The following is a 25,119-nucleotide window of genomic DNA, read 5'->3' on the forward strand; positions in this document are numbered from 1 at the left end:
ACGCAGGGCGGGGCGGTCGCGGCCGCGCAGCGGACGCGCCGGGGCGCCCGCGTCCGAGGCGCCCGGCATGCGAAAAGGGCCGCCCCCTTGCGGAGGCGGCCCCTCTCAGGCCGTCAGGCGAACACCGCTCAGGCCGCGCGGGCCAGGTTGCGCAGCACGTAGTGCAGCACGCCGCCGTTCTCGACGTATTCGATCTCGACCTCGGTATCGATCCGGCACAGCAGCTCGACATCCACCGTCGAGCCGTCGCCCCGGGTCACCTTGGCGGTCACAATCTGGCGCGGCTTCACCGCGGTCAGGCCGGGGATCGAGACGGTCTCCTCGCCGGTCAGGCCCAGGGTCTCGCGGCTCTGGCCGTTGGTGAACTCGAAGGGAATCACGCCCATGCCGACGAGGTTCGAGCGGTGGATGCGCTCGAAGCTCTCGGCCACGACCGCCTTCACGCCCAGCAGGGCCGTGCCCTTCGCCGCCCAGTCGCGCGACGAGCCGGTGCCGTATTCCTTGCCCGCGAAGACCACGAGCGGCACGCCCTTCTCCTCCCACGCCATGGCGGCGTCGTAGATCGAGGTGGTCTCGCCGTCGGGGCCCTGGGTGTAGCCGCCCTCGACGCCGGGAACCATCTCGTTGCGGATGCGGATGTTGGCGAAGGTGCCCCGCATCATGACCTCATGGTTCCCGCGGCGCGAGCCGTAGGAGTTGAAGTCGCGCACCGGAACCTGATGGTCCAGCAGGTACTTGCCCGCCGGGTGGTCCGACTTGAACGAGCCGGCCGGCGAGATGTGGTCGGTGGTCACCGAGTCGCCCAGCACCGCCAGAACGCGGGCGTTCTCGATGTCCTCGATCTTGCCCGGCTCCATGCCCATGCCCTGGAAGTAGGGCGGGTTCTGGACGTAGGTCGACTGCGGCGGCCAGGCGTAGGTCTCGCCCTCGGTCGTCTCGATCGCCTGCCACTTCTCGTCGCCCTTGAAGACGTCGGCGTATTTCGACTGGAAGGCGGTGCGGGTCACGGTCTGCTCGACCAGGTCCGCGATCTCCTTCTGGGTCGGCCAGATGTCCTTGAGGAACACGTCCTTGCCGTCCGGCGTCTGGCCGAGCGGCTGGGTGGTGATGTCGATGTTCATGTCGCCGGCGAGCGCATAGGCCACCACCAGCGGCGGCGAGGCGAGGTAGTTCGCCCGCACGTCGGGGTTCACCCGGCCCTCGAAGTTGCGGTTGCCCGAGAGCACCGAGGCGACCACCAGGTCGGCCTCGTTCACCGTCTTCGAGATATGCTCGGGCAGCGGGCCCGAGTTGCCGATGCAGGTGGTGCAGCCGTAGCCGACCAGGTTGAAGCCGACCGCGTTGAGGTGCGGCGTCAGGCCGGCGGCGTCGAGATACTCGGTCACCACCTGGCTGCCCGGGGCCAGCGAGGTCTTCACCCAGGGCTTGCGGGTCAGGCCGAGCTCATTGGCCTTCTTGGCGACCAGCCCCGCCCCGATCATCACGTAGGGGTTCGAGGTGTTGGTGCACGACGTGATCGCGGCGATCACCACCGATCCGTCGTGGATCTTGTAGTCCTCACCCTCGACCTTGGCCCAGTTGTCCGCGCCGGGGTGGCCGGGCACGTGATCGGGCTTGGGCGCGCCGCCCTCGGCCGCCCAGGTCTCGGTCTCCTCCTTGGGGGCCTTGGAGCTGCGGTACTCCTTGGAGACCTTGTCGAACTCCGGCGCGGCCTGGCTCAGCGGCACCCGGTCCTGGGGACGCTTGGGGCCGGCGAGCGAAGGCTCGACCGTCGAGAGGTCCAGCTCCAGTGTCGAGGTGTAGACCGGATCGTAATTCTCGTCGCGCCAGAAGCCGTTGGCCTTGGCGTAGGCCTCGACCAGCTTGATGCGGGTCTCGTCGCGGCCGGAGACCTGGAGGTAGCGCAGCGTCTCCTCGTCGATCGGGAAGAAGCCGCAGGTGGCGCCGTATTCGGGCGCCATGTTGGCGATGGTGGCGCGGTCGGCGAGCGGCAGCTCGGCGAGGCCCGCGCCGTAGAACTCGACGAACTTGCTCACCACGCCGTGCTTGCGCAGCATCTGGGTGACGGTCAGCACCAGGTCGGTGGCGGTGACGCCTTCCTTGAGCTTGCCGGTCAGCCTGAAGCCCACGACCTCGGGGATCAGCATCGAGATCGGCTGGCCCAGCATCGCGGCCTCGGCCTCGATGCCGCCCACGCCCCAGCCCAGGACGGCGAGGCCGTTGACCATGGTGGTGTGGGAATCGGTGCCCACCAGCGTGTCGGGGTAGGCGACCTCCTTGCCGGCCTGGTCCTTGTCGGTCCAGACGGTCTGGGAGAGATACTCGAGGTTCACCTGGTGGCAGATGCCGGTCCCCGGCGGGACCACGCGGAAGTTGTCGAACGCGCCCTGGCCCCATTTCAGGAACTCATAGCGCTCGCCGTTGCGCTCGTACTCGCGATCGACGTTGAGCTGGAAGGCGCGGGGGTTGCCGAACTCGTCGACCATCACCGAGTGGTCGATGACCAGGTCGACGGGGTTGAGCGGGTTGATCGCCTCGGCCTTGCCGCCGAGCGCCACGACGGCGTCGCGCATCGCGGCGAGGTCGACCACGGCGGGGACGCCAGTGAAGTCCTGCATCAGCACGCGGGCGGGACGGTAGGCGATCTCGCGCGGGTTCTTGCCGCCGTTCGAGGCCCACTCGGCGAAGGCCTTGATGTCGTCGACCGAGACGGTCTTGCCGTCCTCGAAGCGCAGCATGTTCTCGAGCACCACCTTCAGCGCGGCCGGCAGCTTCGAGAAGTCGCCAAGGCCCGCTTCGGTGGCGGCGGGGATGGAGTAGTAGGCGATGCTCTGGCCGTCGACCTCGAGTTCGCGGCGGGCGCCTGCAGTGTCCTGTCCGACGATGATCGGCACGTTCGTCTCCTTTGACGCGGGCTGCGCGCGGAGACGTCTTCCCCGGCGGGCGGCTGGCCCGTCGGGGACTCGGTCGCGCGCAGCCGGGGCCTGGCAATCCGGCTTGGTGGCGGAATCCATACGCGCATTCGCCCCGCAATGCAACGTCTGTATGCAATTGTATGCGGTTTGCGCCCGGCATCGGCGGCCCGCCCGGGACGGGGGCGGCCCGTCGCGCCCGCTGCGCGGACGCATCCGCCCCGCCCTCCGTCCCCGTCGAGGCGGTCCCTGCCGGAGAGGGGGCGCAGGGCGGGCCAGCCGCGGCCGCGCAGCGGACGCGCTGGGGCGCCCGCGCCCCTCAGGCCGACAGCCGGGCGGTCAGCACATCCGGGCGCCGGGGGGAACCTCCTTGTCGGGGGCGATCAGGACCACGCCGCTGTCGTCATAGGCGCCCAGCACCAGCGCTTCCGAGCGAACCGGGCCGATCTGACGCGGCGGGAAGTTCACCACTCCCATCACCATCCGCCCCACCAGGCTTTCGGGCGTGTAGTGCGCGGTCAGCTGGGCCGAGCTCTTGCGCTCGCCGATCCCGGGGCCGAAATCGACCCACAGCTTGATTGCGGGTTTGCGCGCCTCGGGGAAGGGTTCCGCGCGCACGATGCGGCCGGCGCGGATATCGACCTTCATGAAATCGTCGAAGCTGATCTCGGGGGAGAGCGGCTCGGCGGCGGGCGGATCGGGCTGGGTCGGCATGCGGTCCTCCGGGTTGCAGCCGCCGTTCTGGCAGGCGCGGGCGGAGGGCTCAAGCGGCGCGACGCGAACGCCCCGCACGAAAAGACCGCCCGCAGGGAGGTGCGGGCGGTCAGGTTTCGGGCGGCGGCTCAAGTAGGGACGGTCGCCGCCCGGAAATCCCTTGAGGGAGATCAGGCCTTGGTGGCCGACATCGCCTTCAGCTCCTCGATCGACGCCTCGATCCGGGCGCGGAGGATCTCGAAAGCCTCGGTGTTGGCCTTCTGGGCGGTGTCCGTCAGCTCGTTGAGCGAGGCGAGCGCCTTCTCGTAGCCGGCCTTCATCAGCTCGACCTGGCGCTGGGCGCCTTCGGTCGACAGCTGGTCCATCTTCATCTCGGAGGCCTGCATCTGCAGCGAGCTCATGGTCTCTTCGAACATCGAGACCTGGCGCTTGAAGATCTCCTGGTAGCCGGCGGCCGCGGCCTTGTTGGCCTCGACCAGCGCTTCCATGTTCTTCTGCTGCACGGCCGACAGGGCCTGCATGTCGAACATCGGCATGCGCGCCGTCTCGAAGAACTTGGTGAAGTCCTGGTTCTTGAACATCTCGGACATCTTCTCGGCATCGAAGCCATAGAACTTGTCAAACATCGGGGTCGCTCCTTCGCGGTTTCCTGCGCGTCTGGGCGCTGTGCTCGCGCCCCTTGCATGACCCCCATATGGTGCAACGCACAAAACAAGTCAAGGTTGTTGTGCACTGCACCATTGCCCAGCCGCAGGGAGCATGGAGCCCCCCCGGTCGAGCCCCCGGCCCCGCCGCGCAGCCGCGCCGCCAGCGGTCGACGACGGCCGAAGGCTTGAGATTCAGAGAGTTGCAGGACGGCGGATGACGTCGCGATCCCATGGGCCCGGGCCGGATCCCCCGCCGGGCGGACGCCGAGCGGCAGCCCCGCCAGACTGCGCGCCCGCGTCGCAGGTCCGGCGCGCCTGCGGGCGGCGGGGGCGGTCGCGGGGCACCCGAGTCGGGCCCCCGAGCGGCCCCCGAGTCTGGTCCCCGGGACCGCCCCGGCGCGAGGTCTCAGCCGGCCAGCTCGCGCGAACGGGCGGCGGCGGCGGCGACGGCGCGGGTTGCAAGCTCGGTCAGACCCTCGCCCTCGGCCATCAGCACCGAGAGCGCCGCGGCGGTGGTGCCGCCGGGCGAGGTGACGTTGACGCGAAGCTGCGCCGGGCTCTCGGGCGACTGGCGGGCCAACTCGCCGGCGCCCTGCACCGTCACGCGCGCGAGGCGGGCGGCGAGTTCCTGCGGCAGGCCCGCGGCGACGCCGGCGGCCTCCATCGCCTCGATCAGGTGGAAGACATAGGCGGGGCCCGAGCCCGACACCGCCGTCACCGCGTCCATCTGCGACTCGTCCTCGAGGCGCAGGGTTTCGCCGACGGCGGCGAGCAGGGTCTCGGCGGCGGCCATCTGGGCCTCGGAGACCCTGGCGTTGCCGATCAGCGCGGTGATCCCGCGGCCCACGGCGGCCGGCGTGTTGGGCATCGCGCGCACGATGGCCGCGTCCGCGCCGAACAGCTTCTCGAAGGCCGAGATCGGCGTGCCGGCGGCGATCGAGACATAGAGCGTCCCGCCCGCGGCCAGCCCGGCCACCTTCGGCGCGGCCTCGCCCATCATCTGCGGCTTCACCGCCAGGATGCAGACGTCGGCCTCGCCCGGCGCTTCGGGGTTCAGCTTCAGCCCCTCGCCGGCCAGCGCCGTCAGGCGGTCCGAGGGCTTGGGGTCGATCACCGTGACCAGGCGGGGCGGCAGGCCCGAGGCCAGCCAGCCCTCGAGCATCGCGCCCCCCATCTTGCCGCAGCCCAGCAGGGTGACCCCGCGGGGCGCGAGGGCGGTCAGGTCGGCGGTCGGCTTGGTCATCGGTCTCTCCCTCTCCGGCCGGCGCCCCGCGGGGATCCGGCCGGAAAGGCGCGGCGGGTCCGGGCCCGGTCAGGCGCGACCGTAGTTTCCGCTGATCGCGATTTCCAGAGCGGCGTCGGCCTCGGCCTCGCCCCAGCAGACCAGCTGGAAGGCGGGGTAGAACCGCTCCGAGTTCTCGATCGCCGCGCGCATCATCGCGTCGACCTGGCCCGCGGTGGCGCAGCCGCCGCCGGCCATCACCAGGCCGTAGCGATAGACCATCAGCTTGTGCTCGGGCCACAGGCTGAAGGCGCCGCCCCACATCTGGTCGTTGGCCCGGTCGAGCGCCTTGTAGAGCTCGGGCAGGCGGTGGCTCGGCGGGTCCATGTCGAAGGTCGACACCAGCCGCAGCATGTCGTCGTGGCCCGACCAGGCGAGGCTCACCGAATAGGTGCGCCACACGCCCTCGACCGCCATGGCGATCTGGTCGGCCCCCACGCGGTCGAATTCCCAGTCGCGACGCTCGGCAAGCGTCTCGACCAGATCGATCGGGTGCAGGTCTTCAGTGGAAAGATCGTGCTCGAGCGCGTCCATGCCTCCGGCCCCTCCGTTAGTTAGAGCCCCTGCGAGGTCGCCCCCGCTAGGGGCTGAGAGGATGCGTCGTTATTGGGAGCCTGAGCGGCTTCCCTACGAGATATGGTGGCCCAATCGATTCCGCGGCGCCACAAGTTTTTTGCGAAATGCCTGTCAAATCGGTCGCAGCGCGGCGCGCCTTCGCCCGGGCTCAGAGGCCGGTTCGCCCGGCGCTGCGGCGGAACCGGGCGCGCCAGGCGGCGGGGGGAACCCCCGCGGATCTGCGGAAGGCGGCGCGGAAGGTCTCGGGCGAGGCGTAGCCGCAGCGCGCGGCGATGTCGTCGAGGGCGAGGTCGCTCGCCTCCAGCAGGTCGCGGGCGCGGGCGGCGCGCTCGGCGGCGAGCCAGTCGCGGGGGCTGAGGCCGGCTCCGTCGCGGAAGCGGCGCAGGAAGGTGCGCTCGGACATCGCGGCCTCGCGGGCGAGGTCGGCCACCGCGATCGGGCGGGAGAGGTTCTCGCGCGCCCAGTCCATCGCCTGGGCGACGCCGCGGCCGGGGCGGGCGGGGATCGGGGCGGGGACGTATTGCGCCTGGCCGCCCTGGCGGTGGGGCGGCGCGACCAGCCGGCGGGCGACGGCGTTGGCGACCGCGACGCCATGGTCGCGGCGCACCAGATGCAGGCAGGCGTCGATCCCGGCCGAGGAGCCGGCCGAGGAGATGATCTCCCCCTCGTCGACATAAAGGACGTCGTCCTGCGCGATCACCTGCGGATGCAGGCGGCGCAGCACCGGCAGGTGGCGCCAGTGGGTGGTGGCCCGGCGGCCGTCGAGCAGGCCGGCGGCGGCCAGGATGAACACGCCCGAGCAGATCGAGAGCAGGCGCGCGCCCCGCGCATGGGCGGCGCGGAGCGCGTCGAGCAGCGCCTGAGGCGGGCGCTCCTCGCGGTCGCGCCAGCCGGGCAGGACGATGGTGCGCGCGCGGGCGAGGACCGAGAGGTCGCCGTCGGCCTCGACCGTGATGCCGCCGGTGGCGCGCACCCGCGGGCCGTCGGCCGAGGCGACGGCGAAGGCGTACCAGGGGAAGGCGAACTCCGGCCGGTCGAGGGCGAAGACCTCGACCGCGAGGCCGAATTCGAAGGTGCACAGGCCGTCGTAGACGAGCACGGCCACGAGGTCGTCGGGATCCAGGGGCATTGGCGGAATTTGCCCGAACCATGGCGGTTCGGCCAGTTCCGTTTCACGGGCCGCGGGGGCAGGTTCGCCGCAGACGCCCGCGCTGCGCGGCGCCAGGACAGGAGCCGACCATGACCCGACCCGCCGCTTCCCCCGCCCCCAGCGCGGTCGCCGCCGTGCCGGCCGCCCCCGCCGAGGCGGCGCTGGCGCATTTCTCGGCGCTGCTCGCCTTCGAGACGGATTGCTGGGACGTCCATGCCTCGATGGCCGCGGGAGCGCGGGACTTCGTGCTGCTGGACGTGCGGGGGCCGGAGCTGTTCGCGGCCGGCCACGCGCCCGGGGCGCTGAACCTGCCCCATGGCAAGATCACCGCGCGGCGGATGGCGCAGTGGCCCGAGGGGACGCTGTTCGTGGTCTATTGCGCGGGGCCCCACTGCAACGGCGCCGACAAGGCGGCGGTGCGGCTGGCCCGGCTGGGGCGGCCGGTGAAGCGGATGATCGGGGGGGTGACGGGCTGGCTGGACGAGGGCTTCGGCCTCGAGTCCGGCGCGCCGAATTGATCATAATCATTCGGAATCCGGTCCTGCCTGATGAAAGTCTGCGGCAGCTCGCCCCGGCAAGCGTGAAACGGCGAATCCTGCCCCATTTGCGCCGCAATTAGACCGGATGGGAAACGCGCGGAGACGGGCGCTCGTGGGGAGCACCCGTCGCGCCGTGTCCGGCCGGCCGCGAACCTCGCGCCGCTGGACGCTAAGCGGTCCCTGACAGGTCCATGGGGTGGACGCGTCAAGGCGGATCGCTGGCCTGTCCCTTCTCCTACGGCTGGGGAGTCAGGAGAAGGGGCGGGCCGCTCTGCGACCCGCCCCCTTTCGATTTCCGCGATGCGACAGGCCCCCTGCGACGGGGCGGAGCGCGACGGCTCAGGCCGCCTGCGGGTTGCCGCGCACGATCTTGCCGTCGACGATGTGGATCCCGCACTCGGTCTTGTCCGAGCCGCGCCAGCGGCCGGCGCGCGGATCCTCGCCCGGGCGCACCTTGGTGGTGCAGGGCGCGCAGCCCAGCGAGGGGAAGCCCTCGGCCACCATCGGGTGACGCGGCAGGTCGTGGGCGTCCATGTACTCCGAGATGCGCTTGGCGTCCCAGTCGGCCAGCGGGTTCAGCTTCAGGCGGCCGGCGGGGTCGACCTCGAACATCTCGAGGTTGGCGCGGTCGGCGGTCTGGAAGCGCTTGCGCCCGGTGACCCAGGCCTGGAAGGGGGCCAGCGCCCGCTCCAGCGGCCGGGTCTTGCGCAGGTCGCAGCAGGCGTCGGCGTCGGGACCGTGGAGCGAGCCCTCGGGATCCTCGGCGCGCACCTCGGCGCTGTCGGGACGCACCAGGCGCACGCCGGTCAGGCCGAGCTGCTCGGACAGGTTCTGCTGGTAGGCGAGCGTGGCGGGGAACAGCATCCCCGTCTCGAGGAACAGGACCGGCAGGGCCTTGTCGATCTGGCTGACCATGTGCAGCAGGGCGGCGGATTCCGCGCCGAAGGAGCTGACCAGCGCCAGCCCGCCCGGGAACTCCTTGTGGGCGGCGGCCCAGAGCACGTCCTGAGCCTCGGCGCCGCGGTATTTGGCGTTGAGGCGGGCGGCCATCTGCTCGGGCGTCTCGGCGGCGCCGCCCTCGCGCTTGCGGGCCTCGCCCCGCGCGGCGCGGCGGGCCTCGAAGATCGAGACGGCGCCGCGGCGCAGGCCGGACTGGTAGGTCAGCGAGACGGAGTCCCGCGCCTGCGCCCAGTCGTCGTCCTTCTGGCGGTCGGCCATCGCCTCGGGGATCTCGATCGTGTCGAAGCCCACGGCCAGCAGCATCGGGTACTGGTCGGCGATCACCGGCCCGGCGGCCCGCAGCTCGCCCCGGAAGCCGAAGCTGCGCAGGCGCCGGGCGATGGAGAACCCGCGCCCGTCGGAGAACGACGGGAAGGCCACCGAGACCAGGCTGAGGCGCGGCAGGTGATCGGCCAGCGTCCGCGCGTCGATGTCGTTGGGGACATGCACGCCGACGGCGCCCGCGCCCTCAGGGAATCCCTCCTCGCGCAGACGCTCGAGCGGGACGATGACTTTCGCGCCCTTGGGCGCCACCTGGCCGTCGGAGAGTCGAACCCACAGGTTCGGCGTCAGGCCGTTCGCATCACGCAGCGGCATAGATCGCCTCCTTGAAAGCCGGCATCCCGGCGCGGCGGTAGGTCTGGAGGAACGTCTCCCCCGGCTCGCGGAGCGCCAGGTAGCGGTCCACCAGCTTCTCGATCACGTCCGGCACGTCCTCGAAGGAGAAGCCGGGGCCGGTGCGCGCGCCGATGGCCGCGTCCTCGCCGGGCGCGCCGCCCAGCGTGATCTGGTAGGATTCCACCCCCGCCTTATCGAGACCCAGGATCCCGATATGGCCGACGTGGTGGTGGCCGCAGGCGTTGATGCAGCCAGAGATCTTGATCGCCAGCGGCCCGATCTCGCGCTGGCGGTCCTCGTCCGCAAAACGCTGGGTGATCGCCTGGGCGACGGGGATCGAGCGGGCGGTGGCGAGCGCGCAGTAGTCGAGCCCCGGGCAGGCGATGATGTCGGTCACCAGCCCGAGGTTGGCCGCGTGCAGGCCTTGCGTCTTGAGCATGTTGTAGAGGGACGGCAGGTCGTCCTTCTTCACATGCGCCAGCACCACGTTCTGCTCATGGGTGATGCGCAGCTCGGCCAGCGAGAACGTGTCGGCCGCCGCCGCCATCAGGCGCATCTGCTCGGCCGTGGCGTCGCCGGGCGCGCCGCCCACGGGCTTGAGCGAGATCACCACCGAGGCGTAGCCCGGCGCCTTGTGGGGCTGGGTGTTGGTCTCGGCCCAGCGGGCGAAGTCGGGGTCGGCCTTCTTGCCGGCCTCGAGCCGTTTGGAGTCCTCGGGCAGCGTCTCCCACTCCGGCGGGGCGAAGTAGGCGGCGATGCGGTCGAGCTCCTCCTGGTCGGGGGCGATCACCTCGCGGTCCATGCGGGCGAACTCTTCCTCGACCTCCTTGGCATAGGCCTCGGCGCCCATCTCGTGGACGAGGATCTTGATGCGGGCCTTGTACTTGTTGTCGCGACGGCCGTGCAGGTTGTAGACGCGCAGCGCCGCCTCCAGCCAGGGCAGCAGGTCCCGGCGGGGGAGGTATTCGCGGATCACCGGCGCGATCATGGGGGTGCGGCCCTGGCCGCCGCCGACGAACATCTTGTAGCCGATCTCGCCGTCCGCGTTGCGCACGATCTGGATGCCGATGTCGTGCACGCGGATGGCGGCGCGGTCGGTCTCGGCCCCGGTCACGGCGATCTTGAACTTGCGGCCCAGGAAGGTGAATTCCGGGTGCAGGGTCGACCACTGGCGGATCAGCTCGCAGGTGGGACGCGGATCCTCGATCTCGTCGGCCGCGGCGCCGGCGAACGGGTCGGAGGTGGTGTTGCGGATGCAGTTGCCCGACGTCTGGATGGCGTGCATCTCGACGTCCGCCAGGTGCTGGAGGATGTCGGGCACGTCGGCCAGCTTCGGCCAGTTGTACTGGATGTTCTGGCGGGTGGTGAAATGCCCGTAGCCGCGATCGTAGCGCTCGGCGATCATCGCGAGCTGGCGCATCTGGTCGGCGGAAAGGGTTCCGTAGGGGATCGCGACCCGCAGCATGTAGGCGTGCAGCTGCAGGTAGAGGCCGTTCATCAGGCGCAGGGGACGGAACTCGTCCTCCTTCAGCGCGCCCGACAGGCGGCGGGCGACCTGGCCCCGGAACTGGGCCACGCGCTCGTTCACGATCTGCGCGTCGAATTCGTCGTACCGGTACATTCCGCGTCTCCGCTGGACGTCGCGGGCCGCGCGGGCGCCCCGGATCGGGGGCCGCGGCCGGCGAGTCGTGTCGGACGTCAGGGGCGAACGGGGCCTTACGCGGCCCGTTCGCGCGCCCCCGCGCCCACGAGATAGTCGAAGGTGGGCGCCGCGTCGGCGCGGATCGCCTCGCGGCGGGAGCCGGGGGCCAGCCCCTGCTCGGTCAGCTCCACCTCGGCGAGGTAGGGGCCCACCACCAGGCTCTCGAAGAAGGGCGCCAGGCCCAGGGTCTCGAGCATTCGCGCGTCCTCGGCGGAGCGGGCCGGACAGGCCTCTGCGAAGCGCGGGGACCAGCCGGCGCCGGTCCACCAGACCGCCTCGCCCCCTTCGAGGGCGTTCGCGGTCAGGACCACGGGCTTGAACGTCTTGGCCATGATGGAATCCCCGTGACGGAGGTTTCGTTGCATTGCAAGGTAGGGGGAGGCCGTGTGGGATGCAATAATTCACACGGCGATCCGACAACACGCTTTATTTCACACGACGAGAAAGTTTTATCGGTCCGGGGGGCGCCTCCCCGTGGACCTCGTCGCCCGCCCGGTCTATCGCCGGAGGGTGGTTTGCACAGGGTTGCGGGACGGGGAGAGCGCGATGACGCGGACGCTATTCGGAACCGACGGCGTGCGCGGGCGGGCCAACGTGCATCCGATGACCGCCGAGGTGGCGCTGAAGCTGGGCCAGGCGGCCGGGCGCCGGTTCCGCCGCGGGCCCCACCGCCACCGGGTGGTGATCGGCAAGGACACCCGCCTGTCGGGCTACATGCTCGAGCAGGCGATGACCGCGGGATTCCTCTCGGTGGGCGTCGACGTGTTCCTGCTGGGCCCGATTCCGACGCCGGGCGTCGGCATGCTGACCAAGAGCCTGCGCGCCGACGCGGGCGTGATGATCTCCGCCTCCCACAACCCCTACCAGGACAACGGCATCAAGCTGTTCGGCCCCGACGGCTTCAAGCTCTCGGACGAGCAGGAGGCCGAGATCGAGGCGATGGTCGAGGCCGAGCCGGAGCTCGAGGACGCCGAGAGCCTGGGCCGCGCCAAGCGCATCGACGATGGCCTGGGCCGCTATATCGAGGCGGCGAAGGCCACCTTCCCCCGCGACCTGCGCCTCGACGGACTGAAGGTGGTGGTCGACTGCGCCAACGGCGCGGCCTACCGCACCGCGCCCACCGTGCTGTGGGAGCTGGGGGCCGAGGTGATCCCCGTGGGCGTCGATCCCGACGGCAAGAACATCAACGACCGCGTCGGCTCGACCGCGCCGATGACCTGCCGCGAGACGGTGCTGGCCCATGGCGCGGACCTCGGGCTGGCGCTCGATGGCGACGCCGACCGGATCATCGTGGTCGATGAGCGCGGCGAGGTGATCGACGGCGACCAGATCATGTGCCTGATCGCCGAGCGCTGGCTGCGCGACGGCCATCTCAAGGGCGGCGCGCTGGTGGCCACGGTGATGTCCAATCTCGGGCTGGAGCGGCGGCTGGAAAGCCAGGGGGTGAAGCTGCTGCGTACCCAGGTCGGCGACCGCTATGTGGTCGAGCGGATGCGCCGGGACGGCTGCAATCTGGGCGGCGAGCAGTCGGGCCATATCGTGATGTCCGACCACGCCACCACCGGCGACGGGCTGCTGGCGGGGCTGCAGGTGCTGGCGGCCCTGGTCGAGGACGGCTCGCGCGCCTCCGAGGCCTGCGCCCGCTTCCAGCCGCTGCCGCAGATCCTGAAGAACGTGCGCTTTTCCGCCGGCCAGGCGCCGCTGGAGGCCGCCCCCGTGCAGGCCGCCATCGCCGCCGGCGAGCAACGCCTGAACGGCGCCGGCCGGGTCCTGATCCGCAAGTCGGGCACCGAGCCCCTGATCCGGGTGATGGCCGAGGGCGAGGACCCGCTGCTGGTCGAGGCCGTCGTCGACGAGATCTGCGCCGCCGTCTCCGCCGCCGCCCGCGCGGCCTGAGCCCCCGCGCCCCCCGCTCCGCCCCCGCCGCCCTCGCGGCCCGCTCCGCCCGCGCGGCCCTTGTGGCCTGCACCCGCCCGCGCGGCCTGAGCGCCGCCGGCCGCAGGCCGGCCCCCGGGGCTCTTGCCCCGGGGCCACGCCCCCCTCGCAACCCTCGCGCCCTGCGGCGGTCTCGCGAGGTCCGCCGCACGCGCCGCTCGTCCCAGGCGCCCGCGCCCGACCCGCGCCGCGAGCCTGACGGCGGCCCCGGGCGCGCGGCCCGTCGCGGCGCCCCCCGAAGGGGGCCAGGGCGGGCCCGGCCCGCCAGGGCGCCCCCGCGGACGCCGGGACTCCCTTCGAATTCGCCGATTCCGGCCACCTTCCGTCGCGGGCGCCTTGCCGCCGCTCCGCTCGGTGGTAGTTTTCCCCCAAGTTCGCAGATCATGCGGCGCCGGGAGCGGAAGGGAGTCTCCGCCCCCGCACGCCGCGAACTCGACATCAAGGGAGGATGCCATGCTCGGAGCGATGCAGGACTGGCCGCTGCGCGTCTCGACGCTGATCGACCACGCCGCCAAGTATCACGGAAACCGCCCCATCGTCGGCCGCTCGGCCGAGGGGCCGTTCGTCGAGACCACCTGGGCCGGCGTCCACGCCGCCGCCAGGAAGGTCGCCCAGGCGCTCAACCACATGGGATACGGCTCGGGCGACGCGATCGGCGTGATGGCCTGGAACACGCCGCGGCACATGGAGGTCTGGTACGGCGTCTCGGGCTGCGGCGCGATCCTGCACACGCTCAACCCGCGCCTGTTCTCCGAGCAGCTCGACTACATCATCAACCACGCCGGCGACCGCGTGGTGATGGTCGAGCCCGATCTGGTGAAGGTGCTCGAGCCCCTGGTCCCCCAGCTCGGCAAGGTCGAGAAATGGGTGGTGCTGACCGACCGGGCCAGCATGCCCCAGACCACCCTGCCCGACGCCATCGCCTATGACGAGCTGCTGGCCATGGCCGACGGCGATTACGAGTGGGCGACCGGCGACGAAAACGATCCCTGCGGCCTGTGCTACACCTCGGGCACCACGGGGAACCCCAAGGGCGTGCTCTACTCGCACCGCTCCAACGTGCTGCACGCGCTCTACGCCTCCACGCCCGACTGCATCCCGCTCAGCTCCAACGACGTGGTGATGCCCGTCGTGCCGCTGTTCCACGCCAACGGCTGGGGGCTCGCCTACACCTGCGCGCTGAACGGGGCCGCGATGGTGATGCCCGGCCGGGACATGACCGCGCCGGGCCTCTACGAGATGCTCGAGCACGGCGTCACCCTGACCGCGGCGGTGCCGACCATCTGGCTTGGCATGCTCCAGCACCTGCGCCAGAACAAGCTGTCGTTCTCGACCCTCAAGCGCGTCGTCATCGGCGGCTCGTCCTGCCCCCGCGCGGTGATCGAGGCCTTCCAGCTCGACTACGGCGCCCAGGTGATCCACGCCTGGGGCATGACCGAGACCTCGCCGCTGGGCTCGGTCTGCTCCTTCAAGCCCGAGGTCGCCTCGCTCGGCTCGGCCGAGAAGCTGGACGTGCAGACCTCGGTCGGCCACCCGCCCTACGGCGTCGACCTGCGCATCACCGACGACGCGGGAAGCGAGCTGCCCTGGGACGGCAAGCAGCCCGGCAAGCTGTGGATCCGCGGCCCCGGCGTGGTGAAGCGCTACCACAACATGGAGAAGGACGCCGCCGAGCCCGGCAGCCAGTGGTTCGACACCGGCGACGTCGCCACCATGGACGCCAACGCCTATGTGCGGATCACCGACCGCTCCAAGGACGTGATCAAGTCGGGGGGCGAGTGGATCAGCTCGATCGACCTCGAGAACGCCGCCGTGGCCCATCCGCAGGTGGCCGAGGCCGCCGCCATCGGCGTGCCGCATCCCAAGTGGGACGAGCGGCCCGTCCTGTGCATCGTCGGCGTGAACGGCGCCCGGCCCCCGAAGGAGGAGATCCTGGCCCTGGTCGGCGAGCATTTCGCCAAGTGGCAGGTCCCCGACGACGTGATCTACATGGACGAGCTGCCCCACACCGCCACCGGCAAGATCTCGAAGCTCGAGCTGCGCAAGAAGCTCAACGGTCTGGGCTACGTCCACCCCGAAGCCGCCTGAGCGCGGCGCGCGCCTTGCCGCGATGACCCGGGCCGGCCCTTCGCGGGGCCGGCCCGTCCCGTTTCGCAACCGATTCGCGGGCGGATCGTCCGGCGCGAAGGGCGTCCGCCATCGCCGCCTGCCGGCAAGGGATTGATCAGGAAAGACGATCCGACCCCGGCCGCGGCCGCGCGGGAAAATCGCCGGGCGGGCGCGGACAAGTTCATCCCATGCTCATGCCATGGTAGGCTCGGCGGGTTGCGTATCCTGTCGGGGCTGACCTGCGTATGTCGCGCAAGCGCGTGAGATCTGAGAAGGAGTCGATCGTCGACCTGTTCGGCGACGTCGTGCAGGATCGCGCCTCCTACCTCTATTCGATCGCCGAGGACGAGGACGAGGCGCTCCGCCTCGCGCGCGAACCCGCGCCGCGTCCCGACCCCGCCAACGCCAACGGCGACCTCCCCGCCCCCGCCCCCGCCCCCGCCCCCGAGCGCCCGCGCCCGACCAGTCCGCTGGGGGGCCGCGCCCGCCCCCGCCGCGCGCCGGCCGACGCGGCCGCGCCCGGTTCGACCGCGCCCGGTGCGACCGCTCCGGACCCCGGTTCGGACACGGTCGAGGCGAAGGGCGGCGAGGGGCATTCCGCCATGGCGGCCGGCGGCTCGGCCCAGTCGGCGCGCCACCTCGACCGGCTGCGCCGCGCCCGGCTGGCCCGCGCCCGGGCCGAGCAGTCCGCGACCTCGCCCCCGCGCGACGCCTGGCCCGACCTGAAGGACGACCGCGGCCTGTGGTCGGCGGTGACCATCGTCCACGGCGCCCTGTCGGTGCTGAGTCTGGGCCTCTACCGCCCCTGGATGAAGACCGAGACCCGGCGCGTGCTGTGGAGCCATGTCGAGGCCGACGGCGAGCGGCTGGAGTATCTGGGGACCGGCGCGCAGCTGTTCCGCGGCCTGATGCTGGCGCTGATCCTGCTGGGCGGGGTGATCGCGCTGGCCTGGCTGGCCGCGGCGACGCTGGGGATGATGTCGCTCGAGCTGGTCTCGGGCGCGCTGCAGGGGACGCAGGTCGACCTCGACAACCCCGTGGGCGCGGCGCTGCCGCTGCTGGGGGCGATCGCGGCGCCGGCGCTGATCGCGGCCCTGATGATCGCGCCGCTGCTGCCGCTGGCCGCGTTCCGGGGGCGGCGCTATCGCCTCTCGCGCACCCGCTGGAAGGGGGTGCGCTTCGGGATGGACGGCGGCGGCTGGGGGCTGATGGGCCTCGGCCTGGTCTGGACGCCGCTGGTGATCGCCAGCGGCGGGCTGCTGTGGCCGGTCTGGCGCTGGCTGCGCGAGCGTCGGATGACCCGCGCCATGCGCTGGGGGGGCGAGCCCTTCGGCTTCGAGGGCGGGCCCCTGCCGCTGCTGCTGCGCTGGCTTCCCGCCTGGGGGTTCTTCGCCGCCCTCGTCGCGGTCGTCGTCGTCCCCGCCGCGCGCGAGGCGCTGGGGCTGGGCGACCTGCCCGCAGCCGTCGCCCGGCTGGGCCCGCTTGCGCTGATCGCGCTGGGGCTGTTGGTGATCATGACCGGGGTGCTGCTGCTGGCGGTCTACCGCGCCGCCGAGATCCGCCTGACCACCGCCGCCCGCCGGCTGGGCGGCGCGCGGGCCGAGTGCACGTTCTCGGTCTGGCACCTGGTCGATTCCTACATGGCCGTCAGCCGCAAGAACCTGTGGCCCGGCATTCTGGTCTGGGCGCTGATCGCCGCGGTGGCCGCGATCCCGATGATCGGCGCCATCGGGGCCGAGGTCGAGAACCCCGGCGAGGGCGGCATCATCGAGGGCATGGGCGAGGCGCTGTCCGAGCAGATCTTCGGCGGATTCCACAGCTGGCGGGCGCAGGGCCTGGTGCTGATGGCGATCGTGATCGACTATTTCCTGTCGGCGGTCTTCGCGCTGTGGCTGTGGACCTACGTCTACATGCGCCGGCGGACCGAGCATCTGCTGGCCTCGATCACCCTGCGCGACGCGCATCTGCTGGACGCCGTGCGCGGCCGCGCGCGGGAGCGGGATCTCGAGGCCGAGGGGATGGAGGAGGCGCTGGACCTGTTCGGCGTCTGACGCAATTGCGCACGTCTTGCGCGAGACAGGACCGCCCCGATCCGCTAGAAGCTGCGCCGGGCGCGGGGGCGGGTCCGAAAGGACGCGGCCGCATGAAACGAACGCCGGTCAATCCCCTGGACTGGAGCGCCGCCCTGCCGATGAGCCAGGGCGAGGTCGTCGAGGGCGCCATGCGCCGCCTGCGGATCGCGGGCCAGGGCGAGCTGTGGGAGGATCCTGACGACCCGGTGGGCCTGGGCGTCGGCTGTCCCGGCGACATGGGCCGCCAGCTGGAGGCGGCGCTGTCGAACCTCGACGCGGTGCTCTCGGCTGCGGGGATGTCGCGACGCAACCTCGTGCAGGTCCGGGTCGTGACCACCGACATGCGCGCCCTGCTGGCCGAGTTCGACGCCTATGCCGGGTGGATCGACGCGGCCGGCGTGCTCCCGCCCCTGACGCTTGTCGGCGCCGCCGCGCTGATCCACCCCGACCTGCTGGTGATGATCGAGGCCGAGGCCGAGGCCTGAGCGGCCCCGCCCGCTGACCGCCCCGCCCTCTGACCGCAGCCCGCCGAGGCCCCCCGCGGCTCGCCGATGCCCGCTGCGGCCCGCTGCGGCCCGCGAGGATTCGGCGCCGGTCCCGGGATGAAACCCGCCGCCCCCTCTGCGGACGGCGGGATTTCCCTGCGCGCTCGCAGCTTCCCCAGGACGACCGGAGAGCCCGGGAGGCCCGCGGCGCCGGGCGCCCCATCGCGCCGGATTGGCGCAACGATTCCAGGGCTTCGCCCCCTTCGACCCGCCGGCGCCCCCGGCCGGCCGGCGAGAGGTCAGAGCCGGGCGCCGGCGCCGGGGCGGAGCGGCGCCCCGAGTCGGAACGCTTGACAGAAAGGTCCGGACCAAGAACAATCCATATCAAGTCGACTGTATCTAAAGACAATACGAGGCGCGTCGCTCCGATGACCCCCGCCATCGCCCCCCACGCCACCGCCCCCGACGTCCCGCTGCTGGACGTCTCGGGCCTCGCCTACGACTACGGCGGGGTGCATGCGGTGCAGGACTGCGCCTTCTCGGCCCCCGCGGGCGGCATCGTGGCGCTGATCGGGGGCAACGGCGCGGGCAAGTCCACCACCGTGCAATGCGTCGCCGGGGCGCTGCGTCCGCGCTCGGGCTCGATCCGCTTCGACGGCCAGGACATCACCACCCTTCCCGCGCACGAGACGGTGGAACGGGGCCTCGCCCTGGTTCCCGAGGGGCGGCTGGTGTTCCAGCAGTTGAGCGTGCACGAGAATCTGCTGGTCGCCGGCCGCGTGCAGCGCGCCCGCGCCGACGTCTCGGCCAACCTCGACAAGGTCTATGCGCTGTTCCCCCGCCTGAAGGAGCGCCGCGGCCAGAACGCCGGCTCGCTCTCGGGGGGCGAGCAGCAGATGCTGGCCATCGGGCGCGGGCTGATGACCGGGCCGCGCCTGCTGATCCTGGACGAGCCGAGCCTCGGCCTGTCGCCGATTCTGGTGGCCACGATCTTCAAGCTGATCCGCGACCTGAACGCGGAGGGCATCACCATCCTGATCGTCGAGCAGAACCTGCACCAGACGCTGGCGATCGCCGACCACGCCTATGTTCTGGAGAAGGGCCGCGTGGCCCGCTCCGGCCCGGGACAAGAGCTGCTGAACGACCCCGCCGTGAAGGCGGCCTATCTCGGCGTCGCCTGACGGCGCCCGCGCGATCCGGCCGGGGCCCGCGGGCCCCCGGGCGGACGTTTCACCGGACGATCCCCGCATCCGCCGCACCAGATCGGCGGAGCGGTTCCAGCAAGGAGGCGACCATGGACAGACGCACGCTGCTCAAGACCGGCGCGGCCCTCGCCGCGACCACCGCGCTGGGCGCCCCGCTCGTCGCGCGGGCCCAGGCCAAGACCATCACCTTCGGCGGCTCGATCCCGATGACCGGCAAGGCGGCCGAGACCGGCCTGAACGTGCTGCGCGGCTACGAGGCGGCCGTGAAGTTCGTCAACGAGGAGATGGGCGGCGTCGAGATCGGCGGCGAGACCCATCAGGTCGAGCTGAGCCTGTTCGACGACGCCTCCGATCCCTCGCGCGCGGCCACGCTGATCCAGCGGCAGGTCGACGACGGGGTGGGCTTCTTCCTGGGCTCCTTCGGGTCGGGCATCGTGCTGCCGACCTGCTCGATCACCGAGGCCGCGGGCCGGCTGATGGTGCAGGCGGGCGGCGGCTCGGATCAGATCTTCACCCAGGGGCGCAAGCGCGTCTTCGGGATCTTCCCGCGCGCCTCGCGGCAGTTCGTCTCCTCGGTGAACATGTTCAAGGAGATGGATCCGGCGGTGAAGTCGGTGTCGATCATCTACACCAACGACCCGTTCTCGAAGTTCCAGGCCGACGGCGCCAAGGCCGCGATCGAGGCCGAGGGAATCGAGGTGCTCGACTTCATCGACCTGCCGGCCGAGGTCTCGGACGTCACCAACGTGCTGACCACGATCCGCAACTCGAGCCCCGACGTGCTGGTGTGCACCACGCATGACCAGACCTCGATCCTGATCGCGCGGCAGATGGTGTCGACCAACACCCATGTGCCGATGCTCTACCAGACGCTCGGGCCGCAGACCGAGGCCTATGGCGAGGCGCTGCGCCAGTATGCGTCGGGCGCGGTGACCCAGGCCTACTGGGACGCCTCGGCGCCCTACAGCGGCGCGTATTTCGGCTCGGCCCAGGACTTCGCCGACTACTATCAGGCGAATTTCGACCGCCATCTCGCCTACCACATGGCCTCGGGCGCCGCGTGCATCGTGACCTATCTCGAGGCGGCCAAGCAGGCCGGGACGCTGGAGCTGGACGCGGTGCGCGACGCGCTGGCGGCGATCGACTTCGAGTGCTTCTACGGCCACATCAAGTTCACCGAGGACGGCGACGGCGATCCCGCGCTGCTGGGCCCGATGCTGCTGCAGCGCCAGGGCGAGGAGATGGCGATCATCTCGCCCAAGGACGCCGCCACGGCCGAGCCGATCTACCCGTCCCCGGCCTGGTCCGAGCGCGGCTGACCGGTCCGCAGGGCCGGGCGGGGCGCGTCCCCGCCCGGCCCTGCGCCGACGTCCCCGCCTCGACGTCCCCGCCCCGCCGCCGCCCCGCCCGTCGGGACGGCGGCGTCCGATCCCGCCCGCCGGCCCGATCCTGCCCGAGGGGAGGCCGAGGCGCGCGCCTCCGCGCCGCGCCGGCGCCGCGCGGCCCCAGTACCAGAGAGACCCCATGAGCCTCTTCCTGCAGACCACGATCAACGGCCTGGTGCTGGGCGGGATCTACTCGCTGGCCGCGGTCGGATTCTCGCTGATCTTCGGCGTGATCGGCATCGTGAACCTGACCCACGGGATCTTCGTGGTGGCGGGCGCCTATATCGCGATGCTGCTGTTCTCGGTGGCCGGCATCGACCCGCTGCTGGCGATCGTTCCCATCGGCGCGATCCTGTTCGCCGTCGGCTACGCCTACCAGCGCACGATCATCAACTGGGCGATCTCGCGCGCCTCGGTCGAGGCCTCGCTGGTGGTGACCTTCGGCATGGCGATGGTGTTCCGCAACCTGCTGCAGCTGTGGTTCGGCCCGGACGTGCAGACGATCACCCCCTCCTACAGCTTCGACAGCGTCACCCTCGGGCCGATCCGGGTGGACATGGTGCGGCTGGCGGCGCTCGGCGCCTCGATGGCGCTGCTGACGGGGCTGACGCTGATGCTGGCGCGCACCCATTTCGGCCGGGCGATGCGGGCGGTGGCCCAGCAGCCGCTGGCCTCCTCGCTGTCGGGGCTGAACGTGAAGCGGATCCACGGGCTGACCTTCGGCGTCTCGGCGGCGCTGGCCGGGGCCTCGGGGGCGATCATCGGGATCGTGCAGCCGTTCTCGGCCTCCTCCGAGGTCGCCTGGACGCTGAACGCCTTCATCGTGGTGGTGCTGGGGGGCATCGGCTCGCCGGCCGGCGCGCTGGTCGGCGGGCTCGTGCTGGGGCTGATCAACGCCTACACCGCCACCTATCTCGGCCCCGCGCTGACCCAGGCGATGATGTTCCTGGTGCTGGTGCTGATGCTGCTGCTGCGCCCGCAGGGCATTCTGGGCAACGCTTACGGAGAATCCCGATGACCCGGTCCCCGATGAAACGGGCGGTCGCGCTCGCGCTGGTCGCGGCGGCCGCGATCGCGGTCGCGCTGCTGCCGCAGGCGCTGGGGCCGTTCCACATCCGCGTGCTGCAGTTCTTCTTCTTCGCCGCCGCCACCGCGGTCGCCTGGAACATCCTGGGCGGCTTCGCCGGATACTGGAGCTTCGGGCACACCGTCTCGATCGGCGTCGGCGCCTTCTCGGCCGCGCATTTCGGGCTGATCTTCGGCCAGGCCGAGGGGCCCTGGGGCATGGTCCTGCCGCTGTTGGCGGGCGGGCTCGTCTCGGGCGTCTTCGCGCTGATCATCGCCTATCCGCTGCTGCGGCTGCGGGGCACCTACTTCGCCATCGCCATGCTGGGCGTCAGCCAGGTGGTGGCCGAGCTCGCCAACAACCTCTCGGTCTTCCAGGGGGGCGTGGGGCTGTTCCTGCCCTCGCCTGTGCCCTCGGGCATGGCGCCCGAGCGGTTCTATTACTACGCCTTCGCCGCGCTGCTGGCGCTGTGCCTCGGCGTCTCCTGGGCGGTGAAGCGGTCAAAGTTCGGCTACGCGCTGCTCTCGATCCGCGAGGACGAGGACACCGCCCAGATGCTGGGCGTGGCGACCGAGCGCTACAAGATCGCGGCCTTCGTGCTGTCGGCCTCGCTGGTGGGGCTGCTGGGGGCGGTCTACGGCTATTCGCTGGGGTATTTCACCACCTACTCGGTGTTCCGGCTCGACTTCTCGCTGAACATGATCGTGTTCTGCCTGATCGGGGGCATCGGCACGCTGTTCGGGCCGGTGATCGGGGCGGCGCTGCTGCTGTTCCTGACCAATGTGCTGCTGTCGGACTTCCTCGACATCCACCTGATGCTGACCGGCGCGCTGGTGGTGGCCACGATCCTGCTGATGCCCGGCGGCATCCTGCGGGCGGGGGCCACCCTGCCCTGGAAGCGCCGCGCCAGGAAGGAGGCGAAAGCATGAGCGAGATCATCCTCGAGGGCGTCGGCGTCACCAAGCGCTTCCGCGGCCTGACCGCCACCGACCACGTGGACTTCGCCATTCCCAAGGGCGCGATCTACGGGCTGATCGGGCCGAACGGGGCGGGCAAGTCGACGCTGTTCAACCTGATCACCGGCTATCACCCGCTCTCGGAGGGGACGATCACCTTCAAGGGGCGGGACCTCGCCGGGATGCCGATCTACAAGCGCAACCAGTTCGGCATGGCGCGGGCCTTCCAGATCTCGAAACCCTTCCCGGCGCTGACGGTGCGCGAGAACGTGGGCGTGGGCGCGATGTTCGGGCGGCCCGACCGGGGCGACACCTCGCGCATGGCCGATCAGGCGATGGAGATCGCGGGCATCCCGCACCTGGCCGAGCGCCGCGCCGACGCGCTGACGGTGGGCGAGCTGCGCAAGCTCGAGATCGCGCGCGCGGTCGCCACCGGCCCCGACCTGCTGCTCGCCGACGAGCCCTGCGCCGGCCTGAACCCGTTCGAGACCGACGAGATGGTGCAGTGCCTGCGCAACGTGCGCGAGGCCGGCGCCACCGTCTGGCTGGTCGAGCACGACATGAAGGCGGTGACCGCGATCTGCGACCGGATCCTGGTGATCGACGCCGGCAAGCGCCTGGCCGAGGGGACCCCGAAAGAGGTCGTCAACAACCCCGCCGTGATCGCCGCCTACCTTGGCGTCCCGATGGAAGACCAGCCCGCCTGATCCCTTCGCCGCGGGCGGCCGCCCGCGGGCCGAGCCCCTGCAGGAGTTCCATGACCCAGGCGCCCCGCTTTCCCGCCGTCGACGAGCGGCTGTTCCTGCAGTCGGTCAGCCGCGCGCTCGACGTGATCGAGGCCTATGCCGACGCCCCCCGCCCGCTGTCGCTGACCGAGATCGCGCGCGCCGCGGGCATCAACAAATCCGCCGCCCAGCGCATCGGCCAGACCCTGCTGGCGCGCGGCTATCTCGAACAGGCCGCCAACGGGCGTCTGCAGCCGGGCCGCCGGCTGGTGGACCGCGGGTTCGACTATCTGAGGTCCAACGCGCTGATCGAGCGGGCGACGCCGATCCTGATCGACCTGCGCAAGGAGGCCGAGGAGCGGGTCGATTTCTCGCTGTTCGACGCCGAGCACGACAACCTGTCGATCATCTACATGATCCGCCAGCAGTCGAAGCGCGAGACCTTCTACGCGACGCTCGCCGGACGCCGGCAGCCGACCTTCGCAACGTCCGGCGGGCGAGCCTGCCTGGCGCTTCTGCCGGACGCGGAGGTGGACGACATCCTGGCGCGCTCCGACCTGAGGCCGCTGACCCCGCGCACCCTGACCGACCCCGAGGCGATCCGCGCCAAAGTCGTCGAGGCCCGGCGCGACGGGCACGCCCTGGCGGTCGAGGAGGCGCTGCCGGGGGAGGTGGCGCTCGCCGCCGCGGTGCGCGACGCCCGCGGCCGGCCGCTGGGCGCGGTGCACATCGCCGGCTCGCTGGCGGACTGGGAGCCGGAGGCGTTCCGCCGCCGCTTCGCGCCCCTGGCGCTGCAGGCGGCCTCGGCCCTGAACGGCTGAGAGCGCGCGCCCCGGTCGGGGCGCGCGGCTTCGCTCAGACCTTGCCCTCGGCCTCCAGCTTCGCCCAGGCCTCGGCCACGTCTGCGCCGGTCGCGAACCAGACGTCGGGGAAGGTGCGGATGAAGGCGATCATCTCCCGCAGCAGCGCCACGCGCGAGGGGCGGCCGGTGATCTGGGGATGCATCACCAGATCGAACAGCCCGCCCCAGCGATAGATCTCGCGGAACTCCTCCTTCCACACCTCGAGGATGTGGGAGTTGGTGAAGATCGGCCGCGGCGAGGCGATCGAGAACAGCGCGAAGGGCGCGTCGTCGAGCGACCAGTGCCAGGGCAGCTCGATCGGACCCTTGGAGCCGTCCTTGAGCACGTGCCGATAGGGGTTGATGTCGTCCATCAGCGAGGTGTCGTAGAGCAGCCCGTGCTTCGTCTGCGTCTCCAGCAGGCCGGCCGAGACCTCGCCCGCGGGAGAGCGGAAGCCCTTGGGCTTCACGCCCACGATCTCGAGCGAGGCGAGCCCCTTCTCGAACTCCTCGGCCTCGGCGGCGGGATCATCCGAGACCCAGATGTGGGAATAGGAGTGGTGGCCGACCTCGTGACCCTCCTTGAGGATCATCTCGACTTTGTCCGTATGATTTTCCACGGTCCAGCCGGGGACGAAGAAGGTGGCGGGGACCTCCTCCTCGGACAGCATTTCCAGGATCTTGGGAACGCCGGTCGTGGCGCCGTAGCGGCCCTGGGAGAGGACGCCCGGACGCTGCTTGTTGCGCGCATCGCGCCCGGTCCAGAGCGTTTCCGCGTCGAAATCGAAGGTCAGCATGACGGCGCATTTCGCGCCGCCGGGCCAGGCGATGCTCTTGTCGTGCTTCATCCCGAGACTCCTTCCTGCAAGCGTCCTGGTCGCCGGGCGCCGGGCAGGGAGCGCCGGTCGACCGGAATCAGGCTATGGCAATTCACTCGTATTGCATACCGCCATGTCCCCTCCTACGCTTGTCCGGACAGAAATTCTGCCGAGGAAGCGTCATGAGCATCCAGCACGTCCTGTCCGGCCCGCCCGCGCGCCCCCAGCCCCGCACCGCCGCGGACGGCGCGCGCCTCGACGCCAAGGCCGATCCGGCGCGCAGCCCCGGCGCGGCGGTCGCAGCGGCGATCGCGACCCGCATCGCGTTGCCGACGGGGGAGGTCCGATGACGATGGCGGTCCCTGACGCGAGCCTTCCGCCGG

The 25,119-nt window shown here is 71.3% G+C and carries 22 protein-coding genes; 12 read left to right on the top strand and 10 right to left on the bottom strand.

Annotated elements, in window-relative coordinates:
* Window positions 1–128 precede the first annotated feature (128 nt).
* The 6 genes from acnA to ftrA all read right to left on the bottom strand — a co-directional run bounded on the left by acnA (window position 129) and on the right by ftrA (window position 7,260).
* Window positions 129–2,894, bottom strand: a complete 2,766-nt coding sequence (gene acnA, locus AAC134_RS13920) for an aconitate hydratase AcnA (protein WP_339949705.1) — start codon at window positions 2,892–2,894, stop codon at window positions 129–131.
* Between the two features lie 357 nt (window positions 2,895–3,251).
* Entirely contained in the window at window positions 3,252–3,626 is a 375-nt protein-coding gene (locus tag AAC134_RS13925) for a tRNA-binding protein (RefSeq protein WP_339949706.1), read from the bottom strand.
* 170 nt (window positions 3,627–3,796) lie between these two features.
* Window positions 3,797–4,252: a TIGR01841 family phasin gene (gene phaP, locus AAC134_RS13930; RefSeq protein ID WP_339949707.1), complete on the bottom strand. Its 456-nt coding sequence runs from the start codon at window positions 4,250–4,252 to the stop codon at window positions 3,797–3,799.
* 427 nt (window positions 4,253–4,679) lie between these two features.
* The gene (gene proC, locus AAC134_RS13935) at window positions 4,680–5,516 is read right to left on the bottom strand and encodes a pyrroline-5-carboxylate reductase (RefSeq protein WP_339949708.1); all 837 of its coding nucleotides are present in this window, start codon (window positions 5,514–5,516) and stop codon (window positions 4,680–4,682) included.
* 69 nt (window positions 5,517–5,585) lie between these two features.
* Window positions 5,586–6,089: a YbjN domain-containing protein gene (locus AAC134_RS13940; RefSeq protein WP_339949709.1), complete on the bottom strand. Its 504-nt coding sequence runs from the start codon at window positions 6,087–6,089 to the stop codon at window positions 5,586–5,588.
* 190 nt (window positions 6,090–6,279) lie between these two features.
* Window positions 6,280–7,260 (bottom strand): transcriptional regulator FtrA, encoded by a 981-nt coding sequence (gene ftrA, locus AAC134_RS13945; protein WP_339949710.1) that lies wholly within the window; start codon window positions 7,258–7,260, stop codon window positions 6,280–6,282.
* A 110-nt stretch (window positions 7,261–7,370) separates the two neighbouring features.
* Here ftrA and AAC134_RS13950 point away from each other — a divergent pair, with 110 nt between their 5' ends.
* Window positions 7,371–7,799, top strand: a complete 429-nt coding sequence (locus AAC134_RS13950; RefSeq protein WP_339949711.1) for a rhodanese-like domain-containing protein — start codon at window positions 7,371–7,373, stop codon at window positions 7,797–7,799.
* Window positions 7,800–8,159: 360 nt separating this feature from the next.
* On the opposite strand, the gene AAC134_RS13955 is transcribed toward AAC134_RS13950, so the two are convergent.
* The 3 genes from AAC134_RS13955 to AAC134_RS13965 all read right to left on the bottom strand — a co-directional run bounded on the left by AAC134_RS13955 (window position 8,160) and on the right by AAC134_RS13965 (window position 11,471).
* Window positions 8,160–9,416 carry a phosphoadenylyl-sulfate reductase gene (locus tag AAC134_RS13955; RefSeq protein WP_339949712.1) on the bottom strand — a complete coding sequence of 419 codons (1,257 nt, stop codon included), beginning with the start codon at window positions 9,414–9,416 and terminating at the stop codon, window positions 8,160–8,162.
* Window positions 9,403–11,058 carry a nitrite/sulfite reductase gene (locus AAC134_RS13960; RefSeq protein WP_339949713.1) on the bottom strand — a complete coding sequence of 552 codons (1,656 nt, stop codon included), beginning with the start codon at window positions 11,056–11,058 and terminating at the stop codon, window positions 9,403–9,405. The genes AAC134_RS13955 and AAC134_RS13960 overlap by 14 nt, the downstream gene beginning before the upstream one ends.
* Window positions 11,059–11,153: 95 nt before the next feature.
* The gene (locus tag AAC134_RS13965; protein WP_339949714.1) at window positions 11,154–11,471 is read right to left on the bottom strand and encodes a DUF2849 domain-containing protein; all 318 of its coding nucleotides are present in this window, start codon (window positions 11,469–11,471) and stop codon (window positions 11,154–11,156) included.
* Window positions 11,472–11,685: 214 nt separating this feature from the next.
* Between AAC134_RS13965 and glmM the strand changes: the two genes are divergently transcribed.
* The 10 genes from glmM to AAC134_RS14015 all read left to right on the top strand — a co-directional run bounded on the left by glmM (window position 11,686) and on the right by AAC134_RS14015 (window position 23,898).
* The gene (gene glmM / locus AAC134_RS13970; protein WP_339949715.1) at window positions 11,686–13,035 is read left to right on the top strand and encodes a phosphoglucosamine mutase; all 1,350 of its coding nucleotides are present in this window, start codon (window positions 11,686–11,688) and stop codon (window positions 13,033–13,035) included.
* Window positions 13,036–13,527: 492 nt separating this feature from the next.
* Entirely contained in the window at window positions 13,528–15,162 is a 1,635-nt protein-coding gene (locus AAC134_RS13975) for a long-chain-fatty-acid--CoA ligase (RefSeq protein ID WP_339949716.1), read from the top strand.
* 281 nt (window positions 15,163–15,443) lie between these two features.
* Entirely contained in the window at window positions 15,444–17,234 is a 1,791-nt protein-coding gene (locus AAC134_RS13980; protein ID WP_339949717.1) for a DUF898 family protein, read from the top strand.
* Window positions 17,235–17,326: 92 nt separating this feature from the next.
* Window positions 17,327–17,740: a RidA family protein gene (locus AAC134_RS13985; RefSeq protein WP_339949718.1), complete on the top strand. Its 414-nt coding sequence runs from the start codon at window positions 17,327–17,329 to the stop codon at window positions 17,738–17,740.
* 428 nt (window positions 17,741–18,168) lie between these two features.
* The gene (locus AAC134_RS13990; protein ID WP_339949719.1) at window positions 18,169–18,921 is read left to right on the top strand and encodes an ABC transporter ATP-binding protein; all 753 of its coding nucleotides are present in this window, start codon (window positions 18,169–18,171) and stop codon (window positions 18,919–18,921) included.
* 113 nt (window positions 18,922–19,034) lie between these two features.
* On the top strand, window positions 19,035–20,264 hold the full coding sequence (locus AAC134_RS13995) for an amino acid ABC transporter substrate-binding protein (protein WP_339949720.1): 1,230 nt from the start codon (window positions 19,035–19,037) through the stop codon (window positions 20,262–20,264).
* 205 nt (window positions 20,265–20,469) lie between these two features.
* The gene (locus AAC134_RS14000; RefSeq protein WP_339949721.1) at window positions 20,470–21,348 is read left to right on the top strand and encodes a branched-chain amino acid ABC transporter permease; all 879 of its coding nucleotides are present in this window, start codon (window positions 20,470–20,472) and stop codon (window positions 21,346–21,348) included.
* Window positions 21,345–22,325 carry a branched-chain amino acid ABC transporter permease gene (locus tag AAC134_RS14005; RefSeq protein ID WP_339949722.1) on the top strand — a complete coding sequence of 327 codons (981 nt, stop codon included), beginning with the start codon at window positions 21,345–21,347 and terminating at the stop codon, window positions 22,323–22,325. The genes AAC134_RS14000 and AAC134_RS14005 overlap by 4 nt, the downstream gene beginning before the upstream one ends.
* Entirely contained in the window at window positions 22,322–23,059 is a 738-nt protein-coding gene (locus AAC134_RS14010; RefSeq protein ID WP_339949723.1) for an ABC transporter ATP-binding protein, read from the top strand. Before AAC134_RS14005 ends, AAC134_RS14010 begins: the two co-directional genes overlap by 4 nt.
* Window positions 23,060–23,109: 50 nt before the next feature.
* Window positions 23,110–23,898, top strand: coding sequence for an IclR family transcriptional regulator (locus AAC134_RS14015; protein WP_339949724.1), 789 nt, complete (start codon window positions 23,110–23,112; stop codon window positions 23,896–23,898).
* Window positions 23,899–23,932: 34 nt separating this feature from the next.
* Here AAC134_RS14015 and AAC134_RS14020 read toward each other — a convergent pair whose 3' ends face one another.
* Complete coding sequence (locus AAC134_RS14020) at window positions 23,933–24,766, bottom strand: polysaccharide deacetylase (RefSeq protein WP_339949725.1); 834 nt, start codon at window positions 24,764–24,766, stop codon at window positions 23,933–23,935.
* 152 nt (window positions 24,767–24,918) lie between these two features.
* Between AAC134_RS14020 and AAC134_RS14025 the strand changes: the two genes are divergently transcribed.
* A complete protein-coding gene (locus tag AAC134_RS14025) occupies window positions 24,919–25,086 on the top strand; it encodes a hypothetical protein (protein ID WP_339949726.1) in 168 nt (55 codons plus the stop codon).
* The last annotated feature ends 33 nt before the right edge of the window (window positions 25,087–25,119 follow it).

This window comes from uncultured Albimonas sp. (genome assembly GCF_963977235.1).
Classification (GTDB): domain Bacteria; phylum Pseudomonadota; class Alphaproteobacteria; order Rhodobacterales; family Rhodobacteraceae; genus Albimonas.